General features: G+C 71.6%; 17 protein-coding genes. 3 read left to right on the top strand and 14 right to left on the bottom strand.

Annotated elements, in window-relative coordinates:
• Nucleotides 1-330: 330 nt before the first annotated feature.
• Both ACFWPT_RS15495 and metH read right to left on the bottom strand, forming a co-directional pair.
• The gene (locus tag ACFWPT_RS15495) at nucleotides 331-1,032 is read right to left on the bottom strand and encodes an HAD family phosphatase (protein ID WP_063346921.1); all 702 of its coding nucleotides are present in this window, start codon (nucleotides 1,030-1,032) and stop codon (nucleotides 331-333) included.
• A gap of 154 nt (nucleotides 1,033-1,186) precedes the next feature.
• Nucleotides 1,187-4,693 (bottom strand): methionine synthase, encoded by a 3,507-nt coding sequence (gene metH, locus ACFWPT_RS15490; protein ID WP_063346922.1) that lies wholly within the window; start codon nucleotides 4,691-4,693, stop codon nucleotides 1,187-1,189.
• A gap of 143 nt (nucleotides 4,694-4,836) precedes the next feature.
• Here metH and ACFWPT_RS15485 point away from each other — a divergent pair, with 143 nt between their 5' ends.
• Both ACFWPT_RS15485 and ACFWPT_RS15480 read left to right on the top strand, forming a co-directional pair.
• A complete protein-coding gene (locus tag ACFWPT_RS15485) occupies nucleotides 4,837-5,928 on the top strand; it encodes a hypothetical protein (protein WP_380482182.1) in 1,092 nt (363 codons plus the stop codon).
• Between the two features lie 370 nt (nucleotides 5,929-6,298).
• On the top strand, nucleotides 6,299-7,249 hold the full coding sequence (locus tag ACFWPT_RS15480) for a PAC2 family protein (protein WP_063346923.1): 951 nt from the start codon (nucleotides 6,299-6,301) through the stop codon (nucleotides 7,247-7,249).
• A gap of 88 nt (nucleotides 7,250-7,337) precedes the next feature.
• Here the strand turns inward: ACFWPT_RS15480 and mshC are convergent, their stop codons facing one another.
• From mshC to ACFWPT_RS15450, 6 genes are all read right to left on the bottom strand, one after another.
• The gene (gene mshC, locus ACFWPT_RS15475) at nucleotides 7,338-8,567 is read right to left on the bottom strand and encodes a cysteine--1-D-myo-inosityl 2-amino-2-deoxy-alpha-D-glucopyranoside ligase (protein WP_380377650.1); all 1,230 of its coding nucleotides are present in this window, start codon (nucleotides 8,565-8,567) and stop codon (nucleotides 7,338-7,340) included.
• A 284-nt stretch (nucleotides 8,568-8,851) separates the two neighbouring features.
• Nucleotides 8,852-9,691 (bottom strand): carbohydrate-binding protein, encoded by an 840-nt coding sequence (locus ACFWPT_RS15470; RefSeq protein ID WP_063346925.1) that lies wholly within the window; start codon nucleotides 9,689-9,691, stop codon nucleotides 8,852-8,854.
• A gap of 127 nt (nucleotides 9,692-9,818) precedes the next feature.
• The gene (locus ACFWPT_RS15465; RefSeq protein ID WP_380377653.1) at nucleotides 9,819-10,748 is read right to left on the bottom strand and encodes an AraC family transcriptional regulator; all 930 of its coding nucleotides are present in this window, start codon (nucleotides 10,746-10,748) and stop codon (nucleotides 9,819-9,821) included.
• A 73-nt stretch (nucleotides 10,749-10,821) separates the two neighbouring features.
• Nucleotides 10,822-11,607, bottom strand: a complete 786-nt coding sequence (locus tag ACFWPT_RS15460; protein ID WP_063350993.1) for an SCO1664 family protein — start codon at nucleotides 11,605-11,607, stop codon at nucleotides 10,822-10,824.
• A 56-nt stretch (nucleotides 11,608-11,663) separates the two neighbouring features.
• Nucleotides 11,664-12,242, bottom strand: coding sequence for a DUF3090 domain-containing protein (locus ACFWPT_RS15455; protein ID WP_063350992.1), 579 nt, complete (start codon nucleotides 12,240-12,242; stop codon nucleotides 11,664-11,666).
• Between the two features lie 328 nt (nucleotides 12,243-12,570).
• The gene (locus tag ACFWPT_RS15450) at nucleotides 12,571-13,263 is read right to left on the bottom strand and encodes a histidine phosphatase family protein (RefSeq protein WP_380482180.1); all 693 of its coding nucleotides are present in this window, start codon (nucleotides 13,261-13,263) and stop codon (nucleotides 12,571-12,573) included.
• 197 nt (nucleotides 13,264-13,460) lie between these two features.
• Between ACFWPT_RS15450 and ACFWPT_RS15445 the strand changes: the two genes are divergently transcribed.
• Nucleotides 13,461-14,444 carry a magnesium and cobalt transport protein CorA gene (locus ACFWPT_RS15445; RefSeq protein WP_363377210.1) on the top strand — a complete coding sequence of 328 codons (984 nt, stop codon included), beginning with the start codon at nucleotides 13,461-13,463 and terminating at the stop codon, nucleotides 14,442-14,444.
• Between the two features lie 218 nt (nucleotides 14,445-14,662).
• On the opposite strand, the gene ACFWPT_RS15440 is transcribed toward ACFWPT_RS15445, so the two are convergent.
• From ACFWPT_RS15440 to ACFWPT_RS15415, 6 genes are all read right to left on the bottom strand, one after another.
• Entirely contained in the window at nucleotides 14,663-15,610 is a 948-nt protein-coding gene (locus ACFWPT_RS15440; protein ID WP_380482177.1) for a hypothetical protein, read from the bottom strand.
• A gap of 59 nt (nucleotides 15,611-15,669) precedes the next feature.
• Nucleotides 15,670-16,122, bottom strand: coding sequence for an NUDIX domain-containing protein (locus ACFWPT_RS15435; protein ID WP_380377660.1), 453 nt, complete (start codon nucleotides 16,120-16,122; stop codon nucleotides 15,670-15,672).
• Nucleotides 16,123-16,238: 116 nt separating this feature from the next.
• Complete coding sequence (locus ACFWPT_RS15430) at nucleotides 16,239-16,661, bottom strand: hypothetical protein (protein WP_380482175.1); 423 nt, start codon at nucleotides 16,659-16,661, stop codon at nucleotides 16,239-16,241.
• Nucleotides 16,662-16,927: 266 nt separating this feature from the next.
• Complete coding sequence (locus tag ACFWPT_RS15425; RefSeq protein WP_380482173.1) at nucleotides 16,928-17,776, bottom strand: Scr1 family TA system antitoxin-like transcriptional regulator; 849 nt, start codon at nucleotides 17,774-17,776, stop codon at nucleotides 16,928-16,930.
• On the bottom strand, nucleotides 17,766-18,287 hold the full coding sequence (locus tag ACFWPT_RS15420) for a DUF6879 family protein (protein WP_380377666.1): 522 nt from the start codon (nucleotides 18,285-18,287) through the stop codon (nucleotides 17,766-17,768). The genes ACFWPT_RS15425 and ACFWPT_RS15420 overlap by 11 nt, the downstream gene beginning before the upstream one ends.
• The gene (locus tag ACFWPT_RS15415; protein WP_380377667.1) at nucleotides 18,271-18,492 is read right to left on the bottom strand and encodes a hypothetical protein; all 222 of its coding nucleotides are present in this window, start codon (nucleotides 18,490-18,492) and stop codon (nucleotides 18,271-18,273) included. Before ACFWPT_RS15415 ends, ACFWPT_RS15420 begins: the two co-directional genes overlap by 17 nt.
• Between the last annotated feature and the right edge of the window lie 251 nt (nucleotides 18,493-18,743).

Genomic DNA, 18,743 nt, shown 5'->3' with positions numbered 1-18,743 from the left:
TCCGACCGGGGCCGGCGGCCCGCGTCGAGGGCGCTCCGGGTGCGGAAGGCGTGCGCGGGCCTGGCGCCCGTACGACCGCGGGCGGGACGGGGTTGCCCGTCGTCGGCGGTGGCAGGGCGCGAGGGAGGGGAACGAACTGGAGTAGCGTGCCATATCGAACACGCACGACCGATACCCGTGCAGATGACGTTTGGGACACGGTGGTTGAGGGCATCGCGAAACACCCGACGAGTTGTCAGGCAATGCCCTTTTTCTCCCCGGGCGGGCGTCGGTGGCGGCCGGATCCGGCCGCTTACCGGCGAGTAGACCACCCTCGCAATGAGATGACAATCACACCCGCGAAGTGACCAGCGAGCGCAGCAGTTCAAGATCGACCTGCTCCAGCGAGGAGCGCACCAGCCGCCCCGGGGCCGGCTCGATCGGCGCCACCGAGGGCACGGCGATGACCGGGCAGCCCGCCGCCTCGGCCGCCCGCACCCCGGTCGGCGCGTCCTCGACCACCACGCAGCGGGCCGGGTCCGCGCCCAGCCGCCGGGCCGCCTCCAGGTACGGGTCCGGGTGCGGCTTGGTGCGCGGCACCTCGTCCCCGGCGACCGTGAAGGCGAAGTGGTGGGAGCCCAGCGAGCGCAGCACGATGTCCACCACGTGCCGGTGCGAGGCGGTCACCAGGACGGCCGGAATCCCGTGTGCGGCCAGGGTGTTGAGGAGGCGTTCGGCGCCCGGCATGAGCGGCACGCCGCCCGCCAGCAGGTCGACGAAGCGCTGGTTGATCAGCACCGTCAGGTCCGCCGGAGCGAGGTCCACCCCGGTGGTGCCGACCAGGTAGTCGATCACCCGCGTCATCGGACCGCCGACCACCTGGGCCCGGTCCTCGTCGGTCAGCGCGTGGCCCAGCTCGGCGAACAGGGTGACCTCGGCCTGCCACCAGAAGTCCTCGGTGTCCACCAGCGTCCCGTCCATGTCCAGCAGCACCGCCTGCAGGCCGCGGCCGTCCCCGCGGTCGAGGATCCGGGCGGCGGTGGAGGTGGTCATGGCGGGAGTCCTTCCGTCGGTACCCCCCGGGCGCGTTCGAGCACCCCCCGGGGATGGCGCGGGCCGGCCCGCTGGTGAGCGGACCGGCCCGTTCAGGATCATCCAGGATACGCCCGGTTCGCCCGAAAAGAGCGAACGGAACGAGGCGCCCGGGTTACCGGGCGTTGAAGTACTTCGCCTCCGGGTGGTGGATGACGATCGCGTCGGTGGACTGCTCCGGGTGCAGCTGGAACTCCTCGGAGAGCACCACGCCGATCCGCTCGGGCTTCAGCAGCTCGGCGATCTTGGCGCGGTCCTCCAGCTCCGGGCAGGCCCCGTAGCCGAGGGAGAAGCGGGCGCCCCGGTACTTGAGCGCGAACATGTCCTTGACGTCCTGCGGGTCCTCGCCGGAGAAGCCCAGCTCGTAGCGGACCCGGGCGTGCCAGAACTCGGCCAGCGCCTCGGCCAGTTGCACCGACAGGCCGTGCAGCTCCAGGTAGTCGCGGTAGGAGTTGTCGGCGAACAGCTCGTTCGCCGCCTCCGAGATCCGGTTGCCCATGGTGACCACCTGGAGGCCGACCACGTCCCGCACGCCGGTCTCCTCCGGGCGGAAGAAGTCGGCCAGGCAGAGCCGGCGCCCGCGCCGCTGGCGGGGGAAGGTGAAGCGGGTGCGCTCGGTGCCGTCCTCGTGGAAGACGATCAGGTCGTCGCCCTTGGAGTTGGCCGGGTAGTAGCCGTAGACCACGGCCGCCTCCAGCCAGCCCTCGGTCTGCAGCCGGTCCAGCCACATCCGCAGCCGCGGCCGGCCCTCGGTCTCCAGCAGCTCCTCGTACGAGGGCCCCTCGCCGCTGCGGGCCGCCTTCAGGCCCCACTGGCCCTTGAACAGCGCGTCCTCGTCCAGCCAGGAGGCGTAGTCGGCGAACGGGATGCCCTTGACGATCCGGTCGCCCCAGAACGGCGGGGTCGGCACGGTGTTGTCGACGGTGACGTCCGAGCGGATCTGGCCGAGGTTGACCTCCGGCTCCTCCACCACCTCGACCCGGGCGTGCCGGCGCTGCTTGAGCTCCGGCAGGCTCGCGCCGGGCACGCCGCGCTTGACCGCGATCAGCGCGTCCATCAGCCGCAGGCCCTCGAAGGCGTCCCGGGCGTAGCGGACCTCGCCCTCGTAGATCTCGTGCAGGTCCTGCTCGACGTAGGCCCGGGTGAGCGCGGCGCCGCCCAGGATCACCGGGTAACTCGCGGCCAGCTTGCGCTGGTTGAGCTCCTCCAGGTTCTCCTTCATGATCACGGTGGACTTCACCAGCAGGCCGGACATCCCGATGACGTCCGCCTTGTGCTCCTGCGCGGCGTCCAGGATCGCCGAGACCGGCTGCTTGATGCCCAGGTTGACCACGTTGTAGCCGTTGTTGGACAGGATGATGTCCACCAGGTTCTTGCCGATGTCGTGGACGTCGCCCTTGACGGTGGCCAGCACGATGGTGCCCTTGCCCTCGCTGTCGGACTTCTCCATGAACGGCTCCAGGTGGGCCACCGCGGTCTTCATCACCTCGGCGGACTGGAGCACGAAGGGCAGCTGCATCTGGCCGGAGCCGAACAGCTCGCCGACCACCTTCATGCCGGACAGCAGGGTGTCGTTGATGATCTCCAGCGCGGGCCGCCCGGCCAGCGCCTCGTCCAGGTCGGCCTCCAGGCCCTTGCGCTCGCCGTCGATGATCCGGCGCTGCAGGCGCTCGTCCAGCGGCAGCGCGGCCAGCTCCTCCGCCTTGGACGCCTTGACCGAGGCCGAGGAGACGCCGTCGAACAGCTCCAGCAGGTGCTGCAGCGGGTCGTAGCCGTCCCGGCGGCGGTCGTAGACCAGGTCGAGGGCGGCCTCGCGCTGGTCCTCGGGGATCCGGGAGATCGGCAGGATCTTGGAGGCGTGCACGATCGCCGAGTCCAGGCCGGCCTCCACGCACTCGTGCAGGAAGACCGAGTTCAGCACCACCCGGGCGGCCGGGTTGAGGCCGAAGGAGATGTTGGACAGGCCCAGCGTGGTCTGCACGGCCGGGCGGCGGCGCTTGAGCTCGCGGATCGCCTCGATGGTCTCGATGCCGTCCCGGCGGGACTCCTCCTGGCCGGTGGCCAGGGTGAAGGTGAGGCAGTCCACCAGGATCGAGCCCTCGTCGACGCCGTAGTCGGCGGTCAGCTCGGTGATCAGCCGCTCGGCGATCTCGACCTTCTTGTCGGCGGTGCGGGCCTGGCCCTCCTCGTCGATGGTCAGCGCGATCAGGCCGGCGCCGTGCTCGCGGGCCAGCGAGGCGATCCGGCCGAAGCGCGAGTCCGGGGCGTTGCCGTCCTCGTAGTTGACCGAGTTGAGCACCGCGCGGCCGCCGAGCGCCTCCAGGCCGGCCCGCAGCACCTGCGGCTCGGTGGAGTCCAGCACGATCGGCAGGGTGGAGGCGGTGGCCAGCCGGCCGGCGATCTCCTTCATGTCGGCGACGCCGTCGCGGCCGACGTAGTCCACGCACAGGTCCAGCAGGTGCGAGCCGTCCCGGATCTGGTCGCGGGCGATCTCCACGCAGGCCTGCCAGTCGCCGGCCAGCATCGACTCGCGGAACTTCTTCGAGCCGTTGGCGTTGGTGCGCTCGCCGATCGCCAGGTACGAGGTGTCCTGGCGGAACGGCACCGCCTGGTACAGCGAGGACGCCGAGGACTCCGGCTGCGGGGTGCGCGGGGTGACCGGCCGGCCCTGCACCCGCTCGACCACCTGGCGCAGGTGCTCGGGCGTGGTGCCGCAGCAGCCGCCGACCAGCGAGAGGCCGTACTCGCGGGTGAACACGTCGTGCGCGTCGGCCAGTTCGGCCGGGGAGAGCGGGTAGTGGGCGCCGTCCTTGCCGAGCACCGGCAGGCCCGCGTTCGGCATGCAGGACAGGCCGATCCGCGCGTTCTTGGCCAGGTAGCGCAGGTGCTCGCTCATCTCGGCCGGGCCGGTGGCGCAGTTGAGGCCGATGTAGTCGACGCCGAGCGGCTCCAGGGCCGTCAGCGCGGCGCCGATCTCGGAGCCGAGCAGCATGGTGCCGGTGGTCTCCACGGTCACCTGCACCAGCACCGGCAGGTCCAGCCCGGCCTCGGCGAGGGCGCGCTTGGAGCCCAGGATGGCGGCCTTGGTCTGCAGCAGGTCCTGGCTGGTCTCGACCAGCAGCGCGTCGGCGCCGCCCGCGATCAGGCCGGCCGCGTTCTGCTGGAAGCCGTCGCGCAGCGTCTCGTACGGGGCGTGGCCGAGGGTGGGCAGCTTGGTGCCGGGGCCGATCGAGCCGAGCACCCAGCGGGTGCGGCCGTCGGCGGCGTGGGCGTCGGCCACCTCGCGGGCGATCCGGGCGCCGGACTCGGACAGCTCGAAGATGCGCTCCGCGATCTCGTACTCGCCGAGTGCGGAGAAGTTGGCGCCGAAGGTGTTGGTCTCGACGCAGTCCACGCCGACCCCGAAGTAGGCCTCGTGGACGGAGCGCACGATGTCCGGCCGGGTGGCGTTGAGGACCTCGTTGCAGCCCTCCAGGTTCTGGAAGTCCTCCAGCGTCGGATCCTGTGCCTGGAGCATGGTGCCCATCGCACCGTCGGCGACCACCACCCGGGTGGCGAGCGCTTCACGCAACGCGTTCGCGCGGCTCTGCTGAGTGATGGACGGATTGGCTGCAGTGGCCATGGGGCTTCTCCCTGGTGCGACGGCTGTCGGCTTTGCGGGCCCGCTTACTCGGGCCCGCACGTGGCCAGGGTATCCGGCCCGCGCCCCGGCCTGCGGTCGCATTCCGTATCCTGAGCGTTCGACCGCAAGGGGGGAGCAACCGCGTGGGCCGATTCCCGACCGTCGCGCGACGCGTCACGGGGGCCCTGTCGGCCCCGTTCCGGGCGTTGCGCAAGCGCTGGCGGAGCTGGTCCTGGTGGCGCCGGGCGCTGCTGGCACTGGGCCTCGCGGCGGCCGTACCGGCGGCCGCGCTCGGCTCCGCCTTCGTCGCGATCCGCTTGCACTACACCGGCGACCCGTCCGCCGAGGCCCGCACCCGCGGCCGGGACGCGCTCTGGCTCGGCCACGCCTGGATGGACGGCCGCAAGGGCGAGGCCGACGTCGCCGCGCTGGTGCGGCAGCTGGCCGGCACCGGCGTCCGCGACCTGTACGTGCACACCGGCCCGCTGGAACACGACGGCTCGCTGCCGCCCGCCGTCCACCCCCGGGGCCGCTGGTTCACCGACGCGGTGCACCGGGCGCTGCCGGACGTCCGGGTGCAGAGCTGGCTGGGCGACGAGGTCAAGCCGGAGAAGGACGCCCTGGACCTGGAGGACGCCCCCACCCGGGACCGGGTCACCGCCTCCGCCCGGCAGGTGCTGGACCTCGGCTTCGACGGCGTGCACTTCGACATGGAACCGATCCGGCCCGGCAGCGCCGGCTGGCTGGCCCTGCTCGACCAGGTCCGCCCGGTCACGGCCGGGCGCGGCGCGGCGCTCTCGGTGGCGGTCCCCCAGCTCGACCCGGTGCCCGGCCTGCACACCGCCGGGATCCTGCTCACCGACCACGGCAAGTGGTGGGACCAGGCGTACTTCACCGAGACCGCCCGCCGGGTCGACCAGGTCGCCGTGATGGCGTACGACACCAGCATGCCGACCGAGCCGCTGTTCGGCGGCTACGTCGCCCTGCAGACCGAACTGGCGCTGGAGGCCACCCCGGCCGGGGTGGACCTGCTGATCGGCCTGCCGTTCTTCTGGGACGACCGGCACGGCCATCGGGGTGACGCCGAGACCGTGCCGGCCGCCGTCCGGGGCGTCCGGCTGGGCCTGGGCCGCCAGGATCCGGGGCGGCGGAACTTCGGCGTCGCGCTGTACGTGGACTTCGCCGCCACCCCGGAGCACTGGGCGGCGTACCGGCGCGGGTGGGTGGACGCCTGAGGGGTTCCGGCGGCGAGCGCGGGAGGGGCGCCCTCGGGAAGGGTGCGTGCGGGAAGGGTGTGCGCAGAGAGGGCGTGCCGTCGCGCCGCGTCGCCGCTCGGACACCGTCCGCACCCACCCCGGAGGAGCTGACGGATCGTCAGCTCGGACGGTCCGGATATCCGCTGGATCGGGGCGGCACGCTCCCCCAGACTGTCCCGGTGCCCGGCCGCGGTGCGCATCAAAGCCCGTAGGCTGGGCAGGTAGGGACCATGGGGCGAGGCGTTCCATGGGTGACGAGAGGTTCGACAGTCGGCAGCCGACCCGTCGGCGCCCCGGCAGGCCAGCCGAGGCGGCGCAGGTTCGACCGCCGACCGGAGGGAGACGCTGGGTGATCGAGCTGGAAGATGTTCCCGAGTTGATCGACCCGGTGATGGTCTGCGCTTTCGAGGGCTGGAACGACGCGGGCGACGCCGCCTCCGCGGCTCTGGCACATCTGGACGACACCTGGGGCGGCAAGGTGATCGCCGCCCTGGACGCGGAGGACTACTACGACTTCCAGGTCAACCGGCCCACGGTCTGGCTGGACGGCGGCATCCGCCGGATCACCTGGCCGACCACCAGGCTCTCGGTGATCCGGGTGACCGAGCCGACCACCCGGGACGTCGTCCTGGTGCGCGGCATCGAGCCGAGCATGCGCTGGCGCTCGTTCTGCAACGAGCTGCTCGGCTTCGCGCACGAGCTCGGCATCGAGCTGGTGGTGATCCTGGGCGCGCTGCTCGGCGACACCCCGCACAGCCGCCCGGTGCCGGTCAGCGGCGTCACCTCCGACCCGGAGCTGGCCCGCCGGCTGGACCTGGAGGAGAGCCGCTACGAGGGCCCGACCGGCATCGTCGGGGTGCTCCAGGAGGCCTGCACGCACGCCGGGGTCCCGGCCGTGACGCTCTGGGCGGCCGTGCCGCACTACGTCGCGCAGCCGCCGAACCCCAAGGCGACGCTGGCCCTGGTCAACAAGCTGGAGGACCTGCTCGACCTGCGCATCCCGCCGGGCGAGCTCGGCGAGGACGCCCGGGCCTGGCAGCTGGGCGTGGACCAGCTGGCCGCCGAGGACAGCGAGGTGGCCGAGTACGTCCAGCAGTTGGAGGAGGCGCAGGACACCGCGGAGCTGCCGGAAGCCTCCGGCGACGCGATCGCCCGCGAGTTCGAGCGCTACCTGCGCCGCCGGGAGAACGTCGGGCCGACCGGCGAGAAGCCGGTGGCCGGGCACGCCACGGCGGAGCGGCCGGCCGAGCCGGAGGCCCCGGGCGCGGCCCGGGAGAGCCAGGACGGCGACGAGGAGTAGCCGCCGCCCCGGGGCCCGCCCCGGACAACGCCGAAGGGGCGTCAGGACACCTGGTCCGGACGCCCCTTCGGCGTGTTGAGGGAGGACTCTAGAGCGCGACGCCCAGCAGGGCGTCCACGGTGCGGCTGACCAGGCCGGGCGCACCCATGTCGGTGCCGCCCCCGGCCTCCTGCCGCTCGGCCCAGCGGTCGACGGCGGCCAGCGCGGCGGGCGCGTCCAGGTCGTCCGCGAGCGCCGTACGGACCTCGTCGAGCAGCTGCTCGGCGGCCGGGCCGTCCGGCCGGGAGACCGCGGCCCGCCAGCGGGCGAGGCGCTCGACGGCCTCGTCCAGGGTCGCCTTGGTCCACTCCCAGTCCTCGCGGTAGTGGCGCGAGAGCAGCGCCAGGCGGATCGCCGCCGGGTCGACGCCCTCGCGGCGCAGCGCCGAGACGAAGACCAGGTTGCCGCGGGACTTGGACATCTTGTGGCCGTCCAGGCCGACCATGCCGGCGTGCACGTACGCCTTGGCGTACGGGTGGGCGCCGGTGGCGACCTGGGCGTGCGAGGCGCCCATCTCGTGGTGCGGGAAGGAGAGGTCGCTGCCGCCGCCCTGGATGTCGAAGGACATGCCGAGGTACTGCAGCGCGATGGCGACGCACTCGATGTGCCAGCCGGGGCGGCCGTGGCCGAGTTCGGTCTCCCAGGCGGGCTCGCCCGGGCGGGCGGCGAGCCAGAGCAGGGCGTCCAGCGGGTGGCGCTTGCCCGGGCGGTCCGGGTCTCCGCCGCGCTCGGCGAAGACCGGGCGCATGGCCTCCTGGTCGAGGCCGGAGACCTGGCCGAAGCGGGGGTCGGACTCGACCGAGAAGTAGATGTCGCCGTCCACCTGGTAGGCGGCGCCGCCGGCGAGCAGCTTCTGGACCAGCGGGACGATCCACGGGATCGACTCGACGGCGCCGATGTAGTGGGCCGGCGGGAGCAGCCGCAGGGCGGTCATGTCCTCGCGGAACAGGGCCGTCTCGCGCTCGGCGAGGGCCACCCAGTCCTGACCGGTCTCGACCGCCCGGGCCAGCAGCGGGTCGTCCACGTCGGTGACGTTCTGGACGTACAGGACGTCGTGGCCGGCGTCCTTCCACACGCGCTGCACCAGGTCGAAGGCGTTGTAGGTGGCGGCGTGGCCCATGTGGGTCGCGTCGTAGGGGGTGATGCCGCAGACGTAGATCCGGGCAGTGCCGTCCTGCGGCACGACCTCGCGGACCGTGCCCGCTGCGGTGTCGAAGATACGGAGGGGGAGCCCCTGACCAGGCAGGGCGGGAACCTCGGAGGCGGGCCAGGCATGCATGGAACCGACTTTAACCTTGCGAACATTTGAAAGCCTAACCAGTACACAAGATCGACTGGATTCGCTTCCTGTCGTTGCCGGACCGCTTCCCGACTGATAAGGAGCGGACCTTGACGGGCCCGGCGTTGTTTCGGGCAGGAATGCGGCAGGCTTCGGGCGGGCGTTGGGCGGGCGTCGAGCAGGCGTTGGGCAGGCGTTGGGCAGGCTTTCGGACACGGTTGAGCGCCCGGTCGACCCTGCCGCCGACCGGGCGCCCGGCACCCCGGGGAACGCGGCCGGAGCCGCTACGACCGCTGCCAGAGGGCCGGCACGTTCGGCGGCTCCCAGCCCACCATGGCGGTGTGCGCCTGGAGGCAGAGGTAGGAGGCGCCGGAGTAGGTGACGCGGTCGCCCGCGTTGTAGGAGGCTCCCGGCTTCCAACTGCCGCTCGGCGGCGTGGGCGTTCCGGTGGGGGTTCCGGTCGGGGTGGCGGTGGGGGTCGGGCTCGGCGTACCCGGGGTCTGCGGCACGTCCAGGACGAAGTCGTAACTGCCCTCACGGCCCGGGCCGTTCTGGCGGACGTTCATCAGCAGCCGGGCGTCGTAGATGGTGTCCGTGCTGTTGCGCGGCTCGCCGGGGAAGTAGAGCTGGGTGGTGAGCACCGGGCGGCCGGGCGCCTGGAGCTTGACGTGGAGGTGCCGGGTGCGGCCCGGGTAGAGGCCGGGGACGATCGTGTCCAGCTTGAAGGCGCCGTTCGCGTCGGTGAACTGGTGGCCGCGGAAGGTGAAGCCGGCGTTGTCGTAGGCGCCGTTGTCGTCGGCCTGCCAGAAGTCCAGCAGGACGCCGGAGATCGGTCGGCAGGCGCGGCCGAAGACGTAGCCGCTGACGGTCAGCCGGGTGCCGGGGCCGTCGTTGACCATGGAGCTGCGCAGTGGGGAGTTGGGCTTGAAGTAGGGGCCCTCGGTCTGCTCGATGGTGGGGTCGTCGCCGTCGTGGCACTCGGGGGTGAGGCCGAGGGGCCGGCCGGTGCCGGCCTGCTCACGGGCCAGCGCGACGCCGCCGCCGACCAGCAGCGGGGCGGCGCCGAGCGCGGCAGCGGCCTTCAGGACGGTCTTGCGGCTGATCATGCCGTCGGGCGTGGGCATGCGCCCTCTCCTTCGGGTGGGGGGTGGATGTGGGGGGGCGGCCCTTGCCATGGTGGGGGCATGACAAGGGCCGAACCGGCCGCCCGTCCGCGCGCGCCGGACCGGCCACCGGTGGCCACCAGCAAAGTTACGGGCCGTCCGGGGCCGCCGCGATGGACGCGATCCGGGGATCGTGGTGATTTCCGTCGACCCGGGCCCGGAACTCCCCCGGCGTCATCCCGGTCTCCCGCCGGAAGAAGCGGCAGAAGTAGGCCGGGTCGGCGAAGCCCGCCTCCTTCGCGACCTGACGAATCGTCAAATCCGTGCACGCCAGCAACCGTTTGGCCTCCAGGGTCTGCTGGCGGCGGATCAGCCCGCCCGGGGTGCGGCCGGTGGCCTGCTTGACCAGGGTCTGCAAGTGGCCCGGCGAGACGCCGAGTTCCTGCGCACTGGACGCCACCGAGTACCGCACCCCGCCCGGACCGGCGATCAACCGGGTGAAGGCGGAGGCCACTTCGGTCGGGCGGCCGGGCGGCGACGGCCGCTCCCCCGGCCGGGCGGCGCGCAGCGCCCGGACGATCAGGATGTGCAGACTGGCCCGCAGCACGCCCTGGTAGCCGGGCTGCCTGGAGCGGTACTCGTGTTCCATGTCGGCGAGCAACGCGCCGACCGGCCCGGCCTGTTCGCCGAGTCCGAGCGCGGGGCGGGTGGCCAGGGTGCGCAGCGCGGCGAGGTCCTGCGGGTTCCGGAGCAGGAAGTCCTCGTTGAACAGGACGACCTGGCCGGTGAGTTCGTCCGCGTCCGACCAGTAGTGCACCTGGCCGGGTGTGATCACGCACAACTGCGGTGGCGCCAGCGGCCGGTGGACCAGGTCCAGGACGTGGGCGCCGCGGCCGCCGGTGACGTGGACGATCTCGTAGAACGAGTGCCGGTGCGGGAAGCCCGCCCGGGACAGCGGGCCGATCGTGTCGAAGCTCCCGATGGCGAACGGGAGCAGGTGCGGCAGCGGGACCTGGAGCCGGTGCAGCGGCAGGTCCGGCGTGGTACGGGGGGTGGGGGTGGTCCGTAACGCGTCCATCGGAGCAGTGTGCTGCCGGTTCGCGGACAGGTCCAGACCATCAGCCGGCCCGAACCGGTCCGCGGGATACGTCCTAGACCGGGGGCCAGGGGATCGAGGGCCAGTCCTCGGAGGGCAGTGGGTGCCGACCGGTGCGGCGCAGCCCGGCCACCCGGGCGCGGGTCGCCTCCAGTTCGGCGGCGGTCAGGTGCGGGGCGAGGCGCGCGGCCAACTCGCCGTCCAGCCGCTCGGCTAGCCGGGTCAGCACCTCCAGCGCCTCGGCGGGCAGCGGCTCGCCGGCCCAGCCCCAGAGCAGGGTGCGCAGCTTGCCCTCGGTGTTGAAGGTGACGCCGTGGTCGATGCCGTAGACCCGGCCGTCGGCGGCCGGGATCAGGTGGCCGCCCTTGCGGTCGGCGTTGTTGAGCACCGCGTCCAGCACGGCGAGCCGGCGCAGCCGCTGGTCGTCGTGGTGCACCAGCAGCGCGGTGCGTCCCCCGCCGACCTCGGCCCGCACGATCGGCAGCCAGCCGTGCTCCGGGCCACGCGGGTCCTGGAGGGCCAGCAGCGGCTCGGCCTGCGGATCCGGCTCGACCCACAGCTGCACCATCCCGGGCCCGTGCGGCCCGTCGCGCAGCACGGTCGGCGGCACCAGCGCCCAGCCGGTCGCGGCCGACACCTCGTACGCGGCGACCTCGCGGCCGGCCAGCGTGCCGTCCGGGAAGTCCCACAGCGGGCGCTCCCCGGCGACCGGCTTGTAAACGGCCTGAGCGCTCAGCGAACCGTGCGTGGCGGTGCAGTACAGCGCGGCGTTGGACGCCTCGGTGAGGCGCCCGTGCACCGTCAACTCGCCCTCGCGCAGCAGCTCCAACGCGGTGGGCACGTCGGCGGCGAGGGCGGCGGCGGCCGCCGGGTCCGCCTGCGGCGGGGTCTCGGTGTTCAGCGCCGGTAGCCGTTCGCGCGCGGGCACAGGTGGCCCTCCGGGTCGAGCGGCAGGTTGCAGAACGGGCAGGGCTTGCGGCCGGCCGAGACCAGGTCCAGCGCCCGCTTGGCGAACACCCGGGCCATCGCGCCGGACAGCCGCACCCGCAGCATGTCCGGACCGTTGTCGTCGTCCTCGAAGACCGCCGCGGCGCTGTCCTCGTCCTCGCCGTCCTCCTCCGCCTCGATCAGCGCCTGCGCCTCGACCACCAGGCAGCCGTCCACGCTGTCCCAGGCCAGGGCCATGGTGCCGACCCGGAACTCCTGCTCCAGCGGCAGGTCCAGCGGCGCGGTGTCGAGCAGGTCCTGCGGGGCGGCGGCCGGGATGGAGACGTCGCCGCCGCTGCGCCGCAGCGCCTCGTCCAGGACCTCCTCGATCCGCTCGGCGAGCGCCGCCACCTGGGTCTTCTCCAACAGGACGCTGGTGATCCGGCCCCGGGCACTGGCCTGGAGGTAGAACGCCCGGGCGCCGGGCTGGCCGACGGTGCCGGCCACGAACCGTTCGGGCTGGTCGTAGAAGAAGACCTGACGGGGCACGCTCTCGCTCCGGATCGTGTCGGTCGTGGGGATCACAGGGATCGTTCGGACGTCATGGCTCGGGCTGCCGTACGGCGGCCCGCGCGCGGGCTCGCCACGCGGCGGGGCTCGTTAGTCACCCTACGACCTCCGGGCCCCCGCAGGGGAGCCGAGCCGCAGTGGCACCGGCCAGCTCAGGCGGTGCCGCCGGTCCCTGCGGGGCGGGGTGCGACGGCTCTCCCGCCCACGTCATGCGGCTCCGGGCCGGGTGGCTCCGGTCAGGTCGGGTGGCGCCGGTCGGTCCAGGGCCGTACCAGGCGGGTCAGGCGGGTCAGGCGGAGCGACCGCCTCAGGTGGTGCCGCCGACCACCGCGTCGCCCGCCGGGGCGGCCGGGGCCGCGCCGGGCCTGGGCGCGAGCGAGGCGAGGTCGCCGGTGTCGCCCATCCTCAGGACGAAGGGCCGCTGCGGGGTGTAGCGGATCGCGGTGACCGAGCAGGGCTCGACGCTGATCCGCTGGAAGTGGTCCAGGTGCAGGCCGAGGGCGTCGGCCACCACCGCCTTGATCACGTCCCCGTGCGAGCAGGCCAGCCAGACCGCGTCCGCGCCGTGCTCGGCGGCGATCTTCTCGTTCCACTCCCGGACCGCGCCGACCGTCCGGTGGCTCAGCTCGCGCAACGACTCCCCGCCGGGGAAGGCCGCGGCGGCCGCGTGGTCCTGCACGGTGCGCCAGAGCGGCTCCTTGGCCAGCTCGGCCAGCGGCCGGCCGGTCCACTCGCCGTAGTGGCACTCGCCCAGCCGCTCGTCCTCGGCGGGCGGGCCCAGCTCGGGCCGAGCCGCCAGCAGCGGCTCCAGGGTCTGCCGACAGCGCTCCAGCGGGCTGCTGACGGCCTGCACCAGCGGGATCCCCGCGAGCCGGCCGGCCAGCGCGGCGGCCTGCCCGCGCCCGGTGTCGTCGAGGTCCACGCCGGGCGTCCAACCGGCCAGGATTCCGGCGGTGTTCGCGGTCGAGCGGCCGTGGCGGACGAGCAGCAGGGTGGGCATGGGGCTCAGCCTACGGCCTCCGGACGCGGGCGTGGAGTGTCGGTGCGAGGTGCGGGCGCGGGGTGCGCGGCCGTGGGGTGCGGGCGCGCAACGCGCGGTGGGCTGCGGGCCCTCCTGGGCCGCCGCCGGCACCGGCCCGCGACGCCGTCCTGGCCCGGCTCCGCCCCGGGCACCCCGCCCCGGGCCACAATGGCCCGATGATCGTCCACTGCGCCAGCTACCACGACGGCCACCGGATCGAGGCCCCCGACGACCTCGCCGGCGCGCTCGCCGCCGCCCGCGCCGCCGGGCCCGGCGGCTTCGTCTGGATAGGCCTGTTCGAGCCCACCGCCGAGGAACTCAACCACGTCGGACGGGAGTTCGCCCTGCACCCGCTGGCCGTCGAGGACGCCGTCAGCGCCCACCAGCGCCCCAAGATCGAGCCGTACCAGGGCTCCCTGTTCGTCGCCCTCAAGACGCTCGGCTACCACCCCGGCGCCCACGCGGTGACCATCGGCGAGGTGATGGTCTTCCTCGGCGCGGACTTCGTGATGACCGTCCGGCACGGCGCCGACGCCCCGCTCTCCGGCCTGCGGGCCCGGCTGGAGAAGCAGCCCGAACTGCTGCGCTACGGGCCCAGCTCGGTGCTGCACTCGGTCTGCGACACCATCGTCGACGGCTACATGGACGTGGCCACCGGGCTCCAGACCGACCTGGACGAACTGGAGGCGGACGTCTTCGCCCCCGGCCGGGTCGGCCGCGACACCGCCGGCCGGATCTACGGCTACAAGCGCCAGGTGATGACCGTCCGCCGCGCCACCGGCCCGCTGCTGGAACCGACGCTGCGCCTGGCCCGCGGCGGCGAGCCGTACATCCGCCCGGAGACCCTGCCCTACCTGCGGGACGTCGCCGACCACCTGGCCCGGGTGACCGACCAGGTCGAGGGCATGGACCGGCTGCTGTCCGACATCCTCAACGCCAACCTGGCGCAGGTCAGCGTGCAGCAGAACAACGACATGCGGAAGATCTCGGCCTGGGCGGCGCTGGCCGCCGTGCCGACGATGATCGCGGGCGTCTACGGGATGAACTTCGAGGACATGCCCGAACTGCGCCAGCCCTGGGGGTACCCGGCGGTGCTGTCGCTGATGGTCGCGGTCTGCATAGTGCTGCACCGGGTGTTCAAGCGGCACGACTGGCTGTAGTGCCGCTCGACGGCCCCGGGTGGCTACGCCAGCCCGGCGCGCTCCAGGGCCTCGACGCCGGTGCGCAGCGCCTGGATCCGCTCGTCCAGGGTGAAGCCGGACGGGGCCGGATTCGTTTATCACCTGGAAGGATAGCGCCCTCGTTGCGGCCGGACTCCGGCCGTGCCCAACCGTGCGCCCGCCCGTGCGCCACGGGGGAACGGCGCACGGACGGGCGGCTACTGGCCGGGGTCCGGCCCGGTGTAGGCCGATGAGCGGAAGATGCGCGGGAACACCCGGGAACCGTGCCGCTGGTCGAGCCACCCGGTCAGGCCGGACAGGTCCCCGCCGATCGTCGCGGCCACTATCAGGCCGTGCAGCGCGCCAGCATCGGTCCCGCCCATCTCGGTCAGGAAGCGCTGATACCGCGCCCCGACCCCGTGTTCGTATCCGGCCATCGCCAGGTGGAAGCGGGTCGCGATGCCGGGCTCCGCCTGGTCGAAGTCGGACGGCTCCAGGCGGCCAGTGGTGTCACGGAAGGCCAGCCGATCGGGCAGTGCGATCCGCTCGGCCAGGTCGAGCCGATCGGCCACCGTGGCGGCGATCGTCCGGGCCTCCCGATCGGTCGCCCCCTCCATCACGATCCCGAGGTTCCGAGTCGAGACGGCGTCCTCCTGGTCCCGCGCCGAGTAGGTGCGCCCCTGCGGGTCACGCCGGTTGATCCCGTACCGGCTCCGGACCACGTGCCCGTCCTGGAACCGGTACTCCCGGAACGACCCCCAGTGGAGGCAGTCATGCGCGTAGGACCGGAGCAGGTCCAGCGCCACCAGTTCGGGCGAGGTCAGCCGGGGGTCGCTCAGCCGCCCGTACCTCGTGATCACGGAGGCCATCTGCTCGTGCCGGTAGCCCTGGTTCGGGTGATGGAACCCGCCGAACGCGTCGGGCTGCGTCGAGCGCACCCCGACCCACACCCGATCGATCGGCAGGAGCTGGTTCAACCCCAACTCCCGGTAGCGGTCGGCCAGGAGCGCCGCCCCCTGCCGGAACACCTCCCGCGCCGACTCGTCCGCCCAGGTGTCCAGCACCCAGTGGAGCAGCGAGAACGTCACGTGCGGGTGCGCCTGGTCCAGCGCCGCCGTCGCCCGGCGCGAGGCCAGCAGGTGCGCCAACTCGGCGCGCTCGGTCACGTCTCCGGCCAGGTGCTCGTTCGGCCCCAGACACGAGGGGGTGAGCGAGCGACCGAGGGTCAGAAGCGCTGACGGCTGATCAGCTGTCGGTGCGACTCCTGCACTCCCTCGGGGAGCTTGTCCGGTGAGAACCATCGGGCCTCCAAGATCTCGAACGAAGCGACCTTGATCCGTCCGCTGACGTACAGCGCCTCGTAGGCGACTTCGACGCGCAGCTTGTATCCGCTCTTCAGGTGCGCCAGCTCGCACACCTTCACCGTGAGTCCGGTCTCCTCCTTGACCTCACGGATGATCGTCTCTTCGAAGCTCTCGCCCTTGTTCGCGTAGCCGGTCGGTAGCCCCCACTGCCGACCCTCCGGCCACATCCGGTGCTTGAGGAGCAACACCCGGCCTTCGTCGTCGCGAACGATGCCCGTGACCCCGACCATGAACTTGGAGTGCCACAGCCACAGAACGCGCCACTGCATCGGGCCCCGGATGATCCGCCAGAGCTTCGCAGCGATCTTCTTCATGGGTTTCGCCCCTTCATTGGTCGGGCCACCGCGCGCCGCTCGCGCGGTCGGCCCACGATCCCGCACCCCACCCCACCGACACCAAATCCCGTGATGATCAGACCAATTGGGGTGCGTCAGTGCTGGTGCCGGTACCGCAGGCGATCCGAATGCAGGGTTGCTTGTCGGGCCACCTCGGCAGCCACCGGATCGGCCCCGCCCGAGGCGTTGGACGGGTCGGCCGGCGCGGGGGTATAGAGGTCGAACCGCAGCCATCCGGCGTGCTCCTGCAACGGCTTCTTGCCCTGCTCGGCGCGGATGCGGGTGGCGTTCACCGCGTACTGCTTACGGGTGTCGGCCGTCATCAGCCACAGACGCGCGTGGTAAGCGTCGGGGAAGGCGAGCAACACGGGCTTGCCGGAGAGGTCCGGGAGGGTGCAGAACTCGCCCAGGAGCACATCCCGCAGGACATGGGAGCCCGCCGCCGCCACCACCTCATAGCGCATGACCATGCCCGGCTTCGGCTCTCCGGGCGCCGCCACCAGTTCAAGCGGCGGCATTGCGGCCCAACCTCAACTCCGTGCACCTCGGGCACGGGCACTCCGGGTCGAGCGGGTAGGTCAGCGCACGACCGGTCGGGTTCGCCGCCCGGTAATGCTCCCTCAACGCGGCCATCGTCTGCGGACTGGCCTTCTCCCTACTCCGGTGCGAACCGGCGGACCTCACGGCAACGGACACACCTGGCTCCTTTTCGCTCGGCTTCGTGGAATGAGATGCCAGGCTAGGGGAATTCCAGATAGGGACTCAACGATATTCCCGCTATCGACTAAAGATCTTGAGATGTCCCTCGATAGTGGTCGGCCCACTCCGCCAGCTTGACCCGAGCATCCTCACCCCACAGCGAATAGCCCTCGAAGGTCCGGAACTCGTCCAGGTACTCCTGAATGTCTCGGGGGTCACGGAACACAAGCGCGCCCGTGGAGACCTCGACAGTTGCTAGGGCCTCGTCGTAGACGGTGAATACGTTCAATGGCGCCCACGGCATGTGACCAGCCATCGGGATAATCCCGAGGCGTACATTGGGCAACCGGGACACAGAGACCAACCGGTCAATCTGCATCGCCATGGCCTGCGCGGGAACAAGAGGCCAGCGGCAAGCCTGTTCAGTCAGAATGAAGTCGAAGCGCTTAGCCGGCTCGTAGAGGACGGCCTGCCGTTCAAGTTTTTTGGCAATAGCCTTCGAGTGATCGCCGGGGAACGGGGCGAGACTGGCCCGGATGTACTCAGGAGTCGCAAGAAGACCGGTGATCATGGTTGGCAGAAAGTATCGAAACTCGCCGGTGGTACGTTCAAGCGTCGCCAACTCGACTTGCTTCTTTTCGAGCCCCTTCCTGCGCAGGGCCCTCGCATCCTGCCACTCCGTGTTGGCGATGCGGGCAAGCGCCGTGACGTGGGCGATGAGATCGGGCGGCGCGTCCAACGCCCGCAGGATCAGTTCGACGTCAACCAGCGACGGCGTGACCTTGCCGGTCTCGATCTTGGAAATTTTGGACTGCGACATGTTGACACGCCGAGCGAGCTGGACCCCGGAGAGTCCAGCTCGCTTGCGAAGCTCTTGAAGGATTGCTGCCAGGTCCGAATTCGATTGACCTAGCTCTTGTGGATCAAGCGCCAATGCCCTTCACGTACTCCTCAAAAGGCACCGATTCAGCGATTGCAATCCGCTGATACTCGACGAAGGGGCTCATGTCGCCCTCGAACACGGTGCGGTCGATCTGCGTTCCGTCGGGCAGGTAGTTCATCAGCACCACCTCCCTTTTGTCGAACATCCAGTAGTCCGAAACGCCGGCCAGCGGGTTAGGGCGATCCGTGACGTCCATGATCCGAATTTCTTCCCCCGCCCAGGCATGCGGCAGATAGTACATGAACTCGTAGCGCAGGTACTCGGAGAGCGGTCGCGTGACAATGCGAACGCGCCCCTTGGACTTCCCTTCTCGACGCACCCGCTTGAGGTCGTCCGTGTAATCGTTGGAGTGCGCACGCGGGTCGATTCGCTCGCCCGCCCGGAACGCTCGCAGCTCCTCGATCTCCTGCGGCACGTTGTAGGCCGGAAGAGTTTCCAGGCGCCATGCCTCCGTCTTGAAATCCCGGAACCTGGCCTGCCAAGCATCACCATCCAAGCGCACGGACGGCCTCCCGAAGCACGCTCTCGGGGATCTCCACGAGCCCTTCGCCGTTGGGCGGCATGAAGGCGTTGGACACATCCCCCTGAACCACGAAGGTCCCTCGCTCGGTGCGGTACACGTTGGGGCAGTCGTTCTGGTTGCACTCCCCCGAGCCGCTGCCGTTGCCCGTGTTGGTCAGCCGCGTGAGACCCGACCTGTCGTCCATCTCAACCCCCTGGAACTGCGGCCCTGCCTGGACCGCCCAGGAATGACGCTAGAGAGCCCTTCGGCACATGTCTATGACAGGACGGAAATATTCCCGTGTTGGACTAAGGATCATGCTGGAGCGACCCAGAACGCACGAAAGGCCCCGGCTGCCCAGTTCGTTGGGCGGCCGGGGCTGGTGTGCTGGGGCGGTCAGATGCGGTTGCCCCAGCGGTGGGCGGCGAGGCTGCGGGCGGCGCTGGAGCGGCCCGC

It is taken from the genome of Kitasatospora sp. NPDC058478 (assembly GCF_042720345.1).
Taxonomy (GTDB): Bacteria; Actinomycetota; Actinomycetes; order Streptomycetales; family Streptomycetaceae; genus Kitasatospora.
The sequence above is the reverse complement of the archived record's forward strand: the minus strand, read 5'-3'. Positions and strand labels throughout refer to the sequence as shown.

What these genes read in the sequence shown, in the direction of transcription:
- ACFWPT_RS15470 (WP_063346925.1), bottom strand. Translation starts at nt 9,691, where the DNA reads ATGCCCACGCCCGACGGCATGATCAGCCGCAAGACCGTCCTGAAGGCC.
- ACFWPT_RS15495 (WP_063346921.1), bottom strand. Translation starts at nt 1,032, where the DNA reads ATGACCACCTCCACCGCCGCCCGGATCCTCGACCGCGGGGACGGCCGC.
- ACFWPT_RS15450 (WP_380482180.1), bottom strand. Translation starts at nt 13,263, where the DNA reads ATGCCCACCCTGCTGCTCGTCCGCCACGGCCGCTCGACCGCGAACACC.
- ACFWPT_RS15465 (WP_380377653.1), bottom strand. Translation starts at nt 10,748, where the DNA reads ATGGACGCGTTACGGACCACCCCCACCCCCCGTACCACGCCGGACCTG.
- ACFWPT_RS15415 (WP_380377667.1), bottom strand. Translation starts at nt 18,492, where the DNA reads ATGGACGACAGGTCGGGTCTCACGCGGCTGACCAACACGGGCAACGGC.
- mshC (WP_380377650.1), bottom strand. Translation starts at nt 8,567, where the DNA reads ATGCATGCCTGGCCCGCCTCCGAGGTTCCCGCCCTGCCTGGTCAGGGG.
- ACFWPT_RS15435 (WP_380377660.1), bottom strand. Translation starts at nt 16,122, where the DNA reads ATGAAGAAGATCGCTGCGAAGCTCTGGCGGATCATCCGGGGCCCGATG.
- metH (WP_063346922.1), bottom strand. Translation starts at nt 4,693, where the DNA reads ATGGCCACTGCAGCCAATCCGTCCATCACTCAGCAGAGCCGCGCGAAC.
- ACFWPT_RS15430 (WP_380482175.1), bottom strand. Translation starts at nt 16,661, where the DNA reads ATGCCGCCGCTTGAACTGGTGGCGGCGCCCGGAGAGCCGAAGCCGGGC.
- ACFWPT_RS15445 (WP_363377210.1), top strand. Translation starts at nt 13,461, where the DNA reads ATGATCGTCCACTGCGCCAGCTACCACGACGGCCACCGGATCGAGGCC.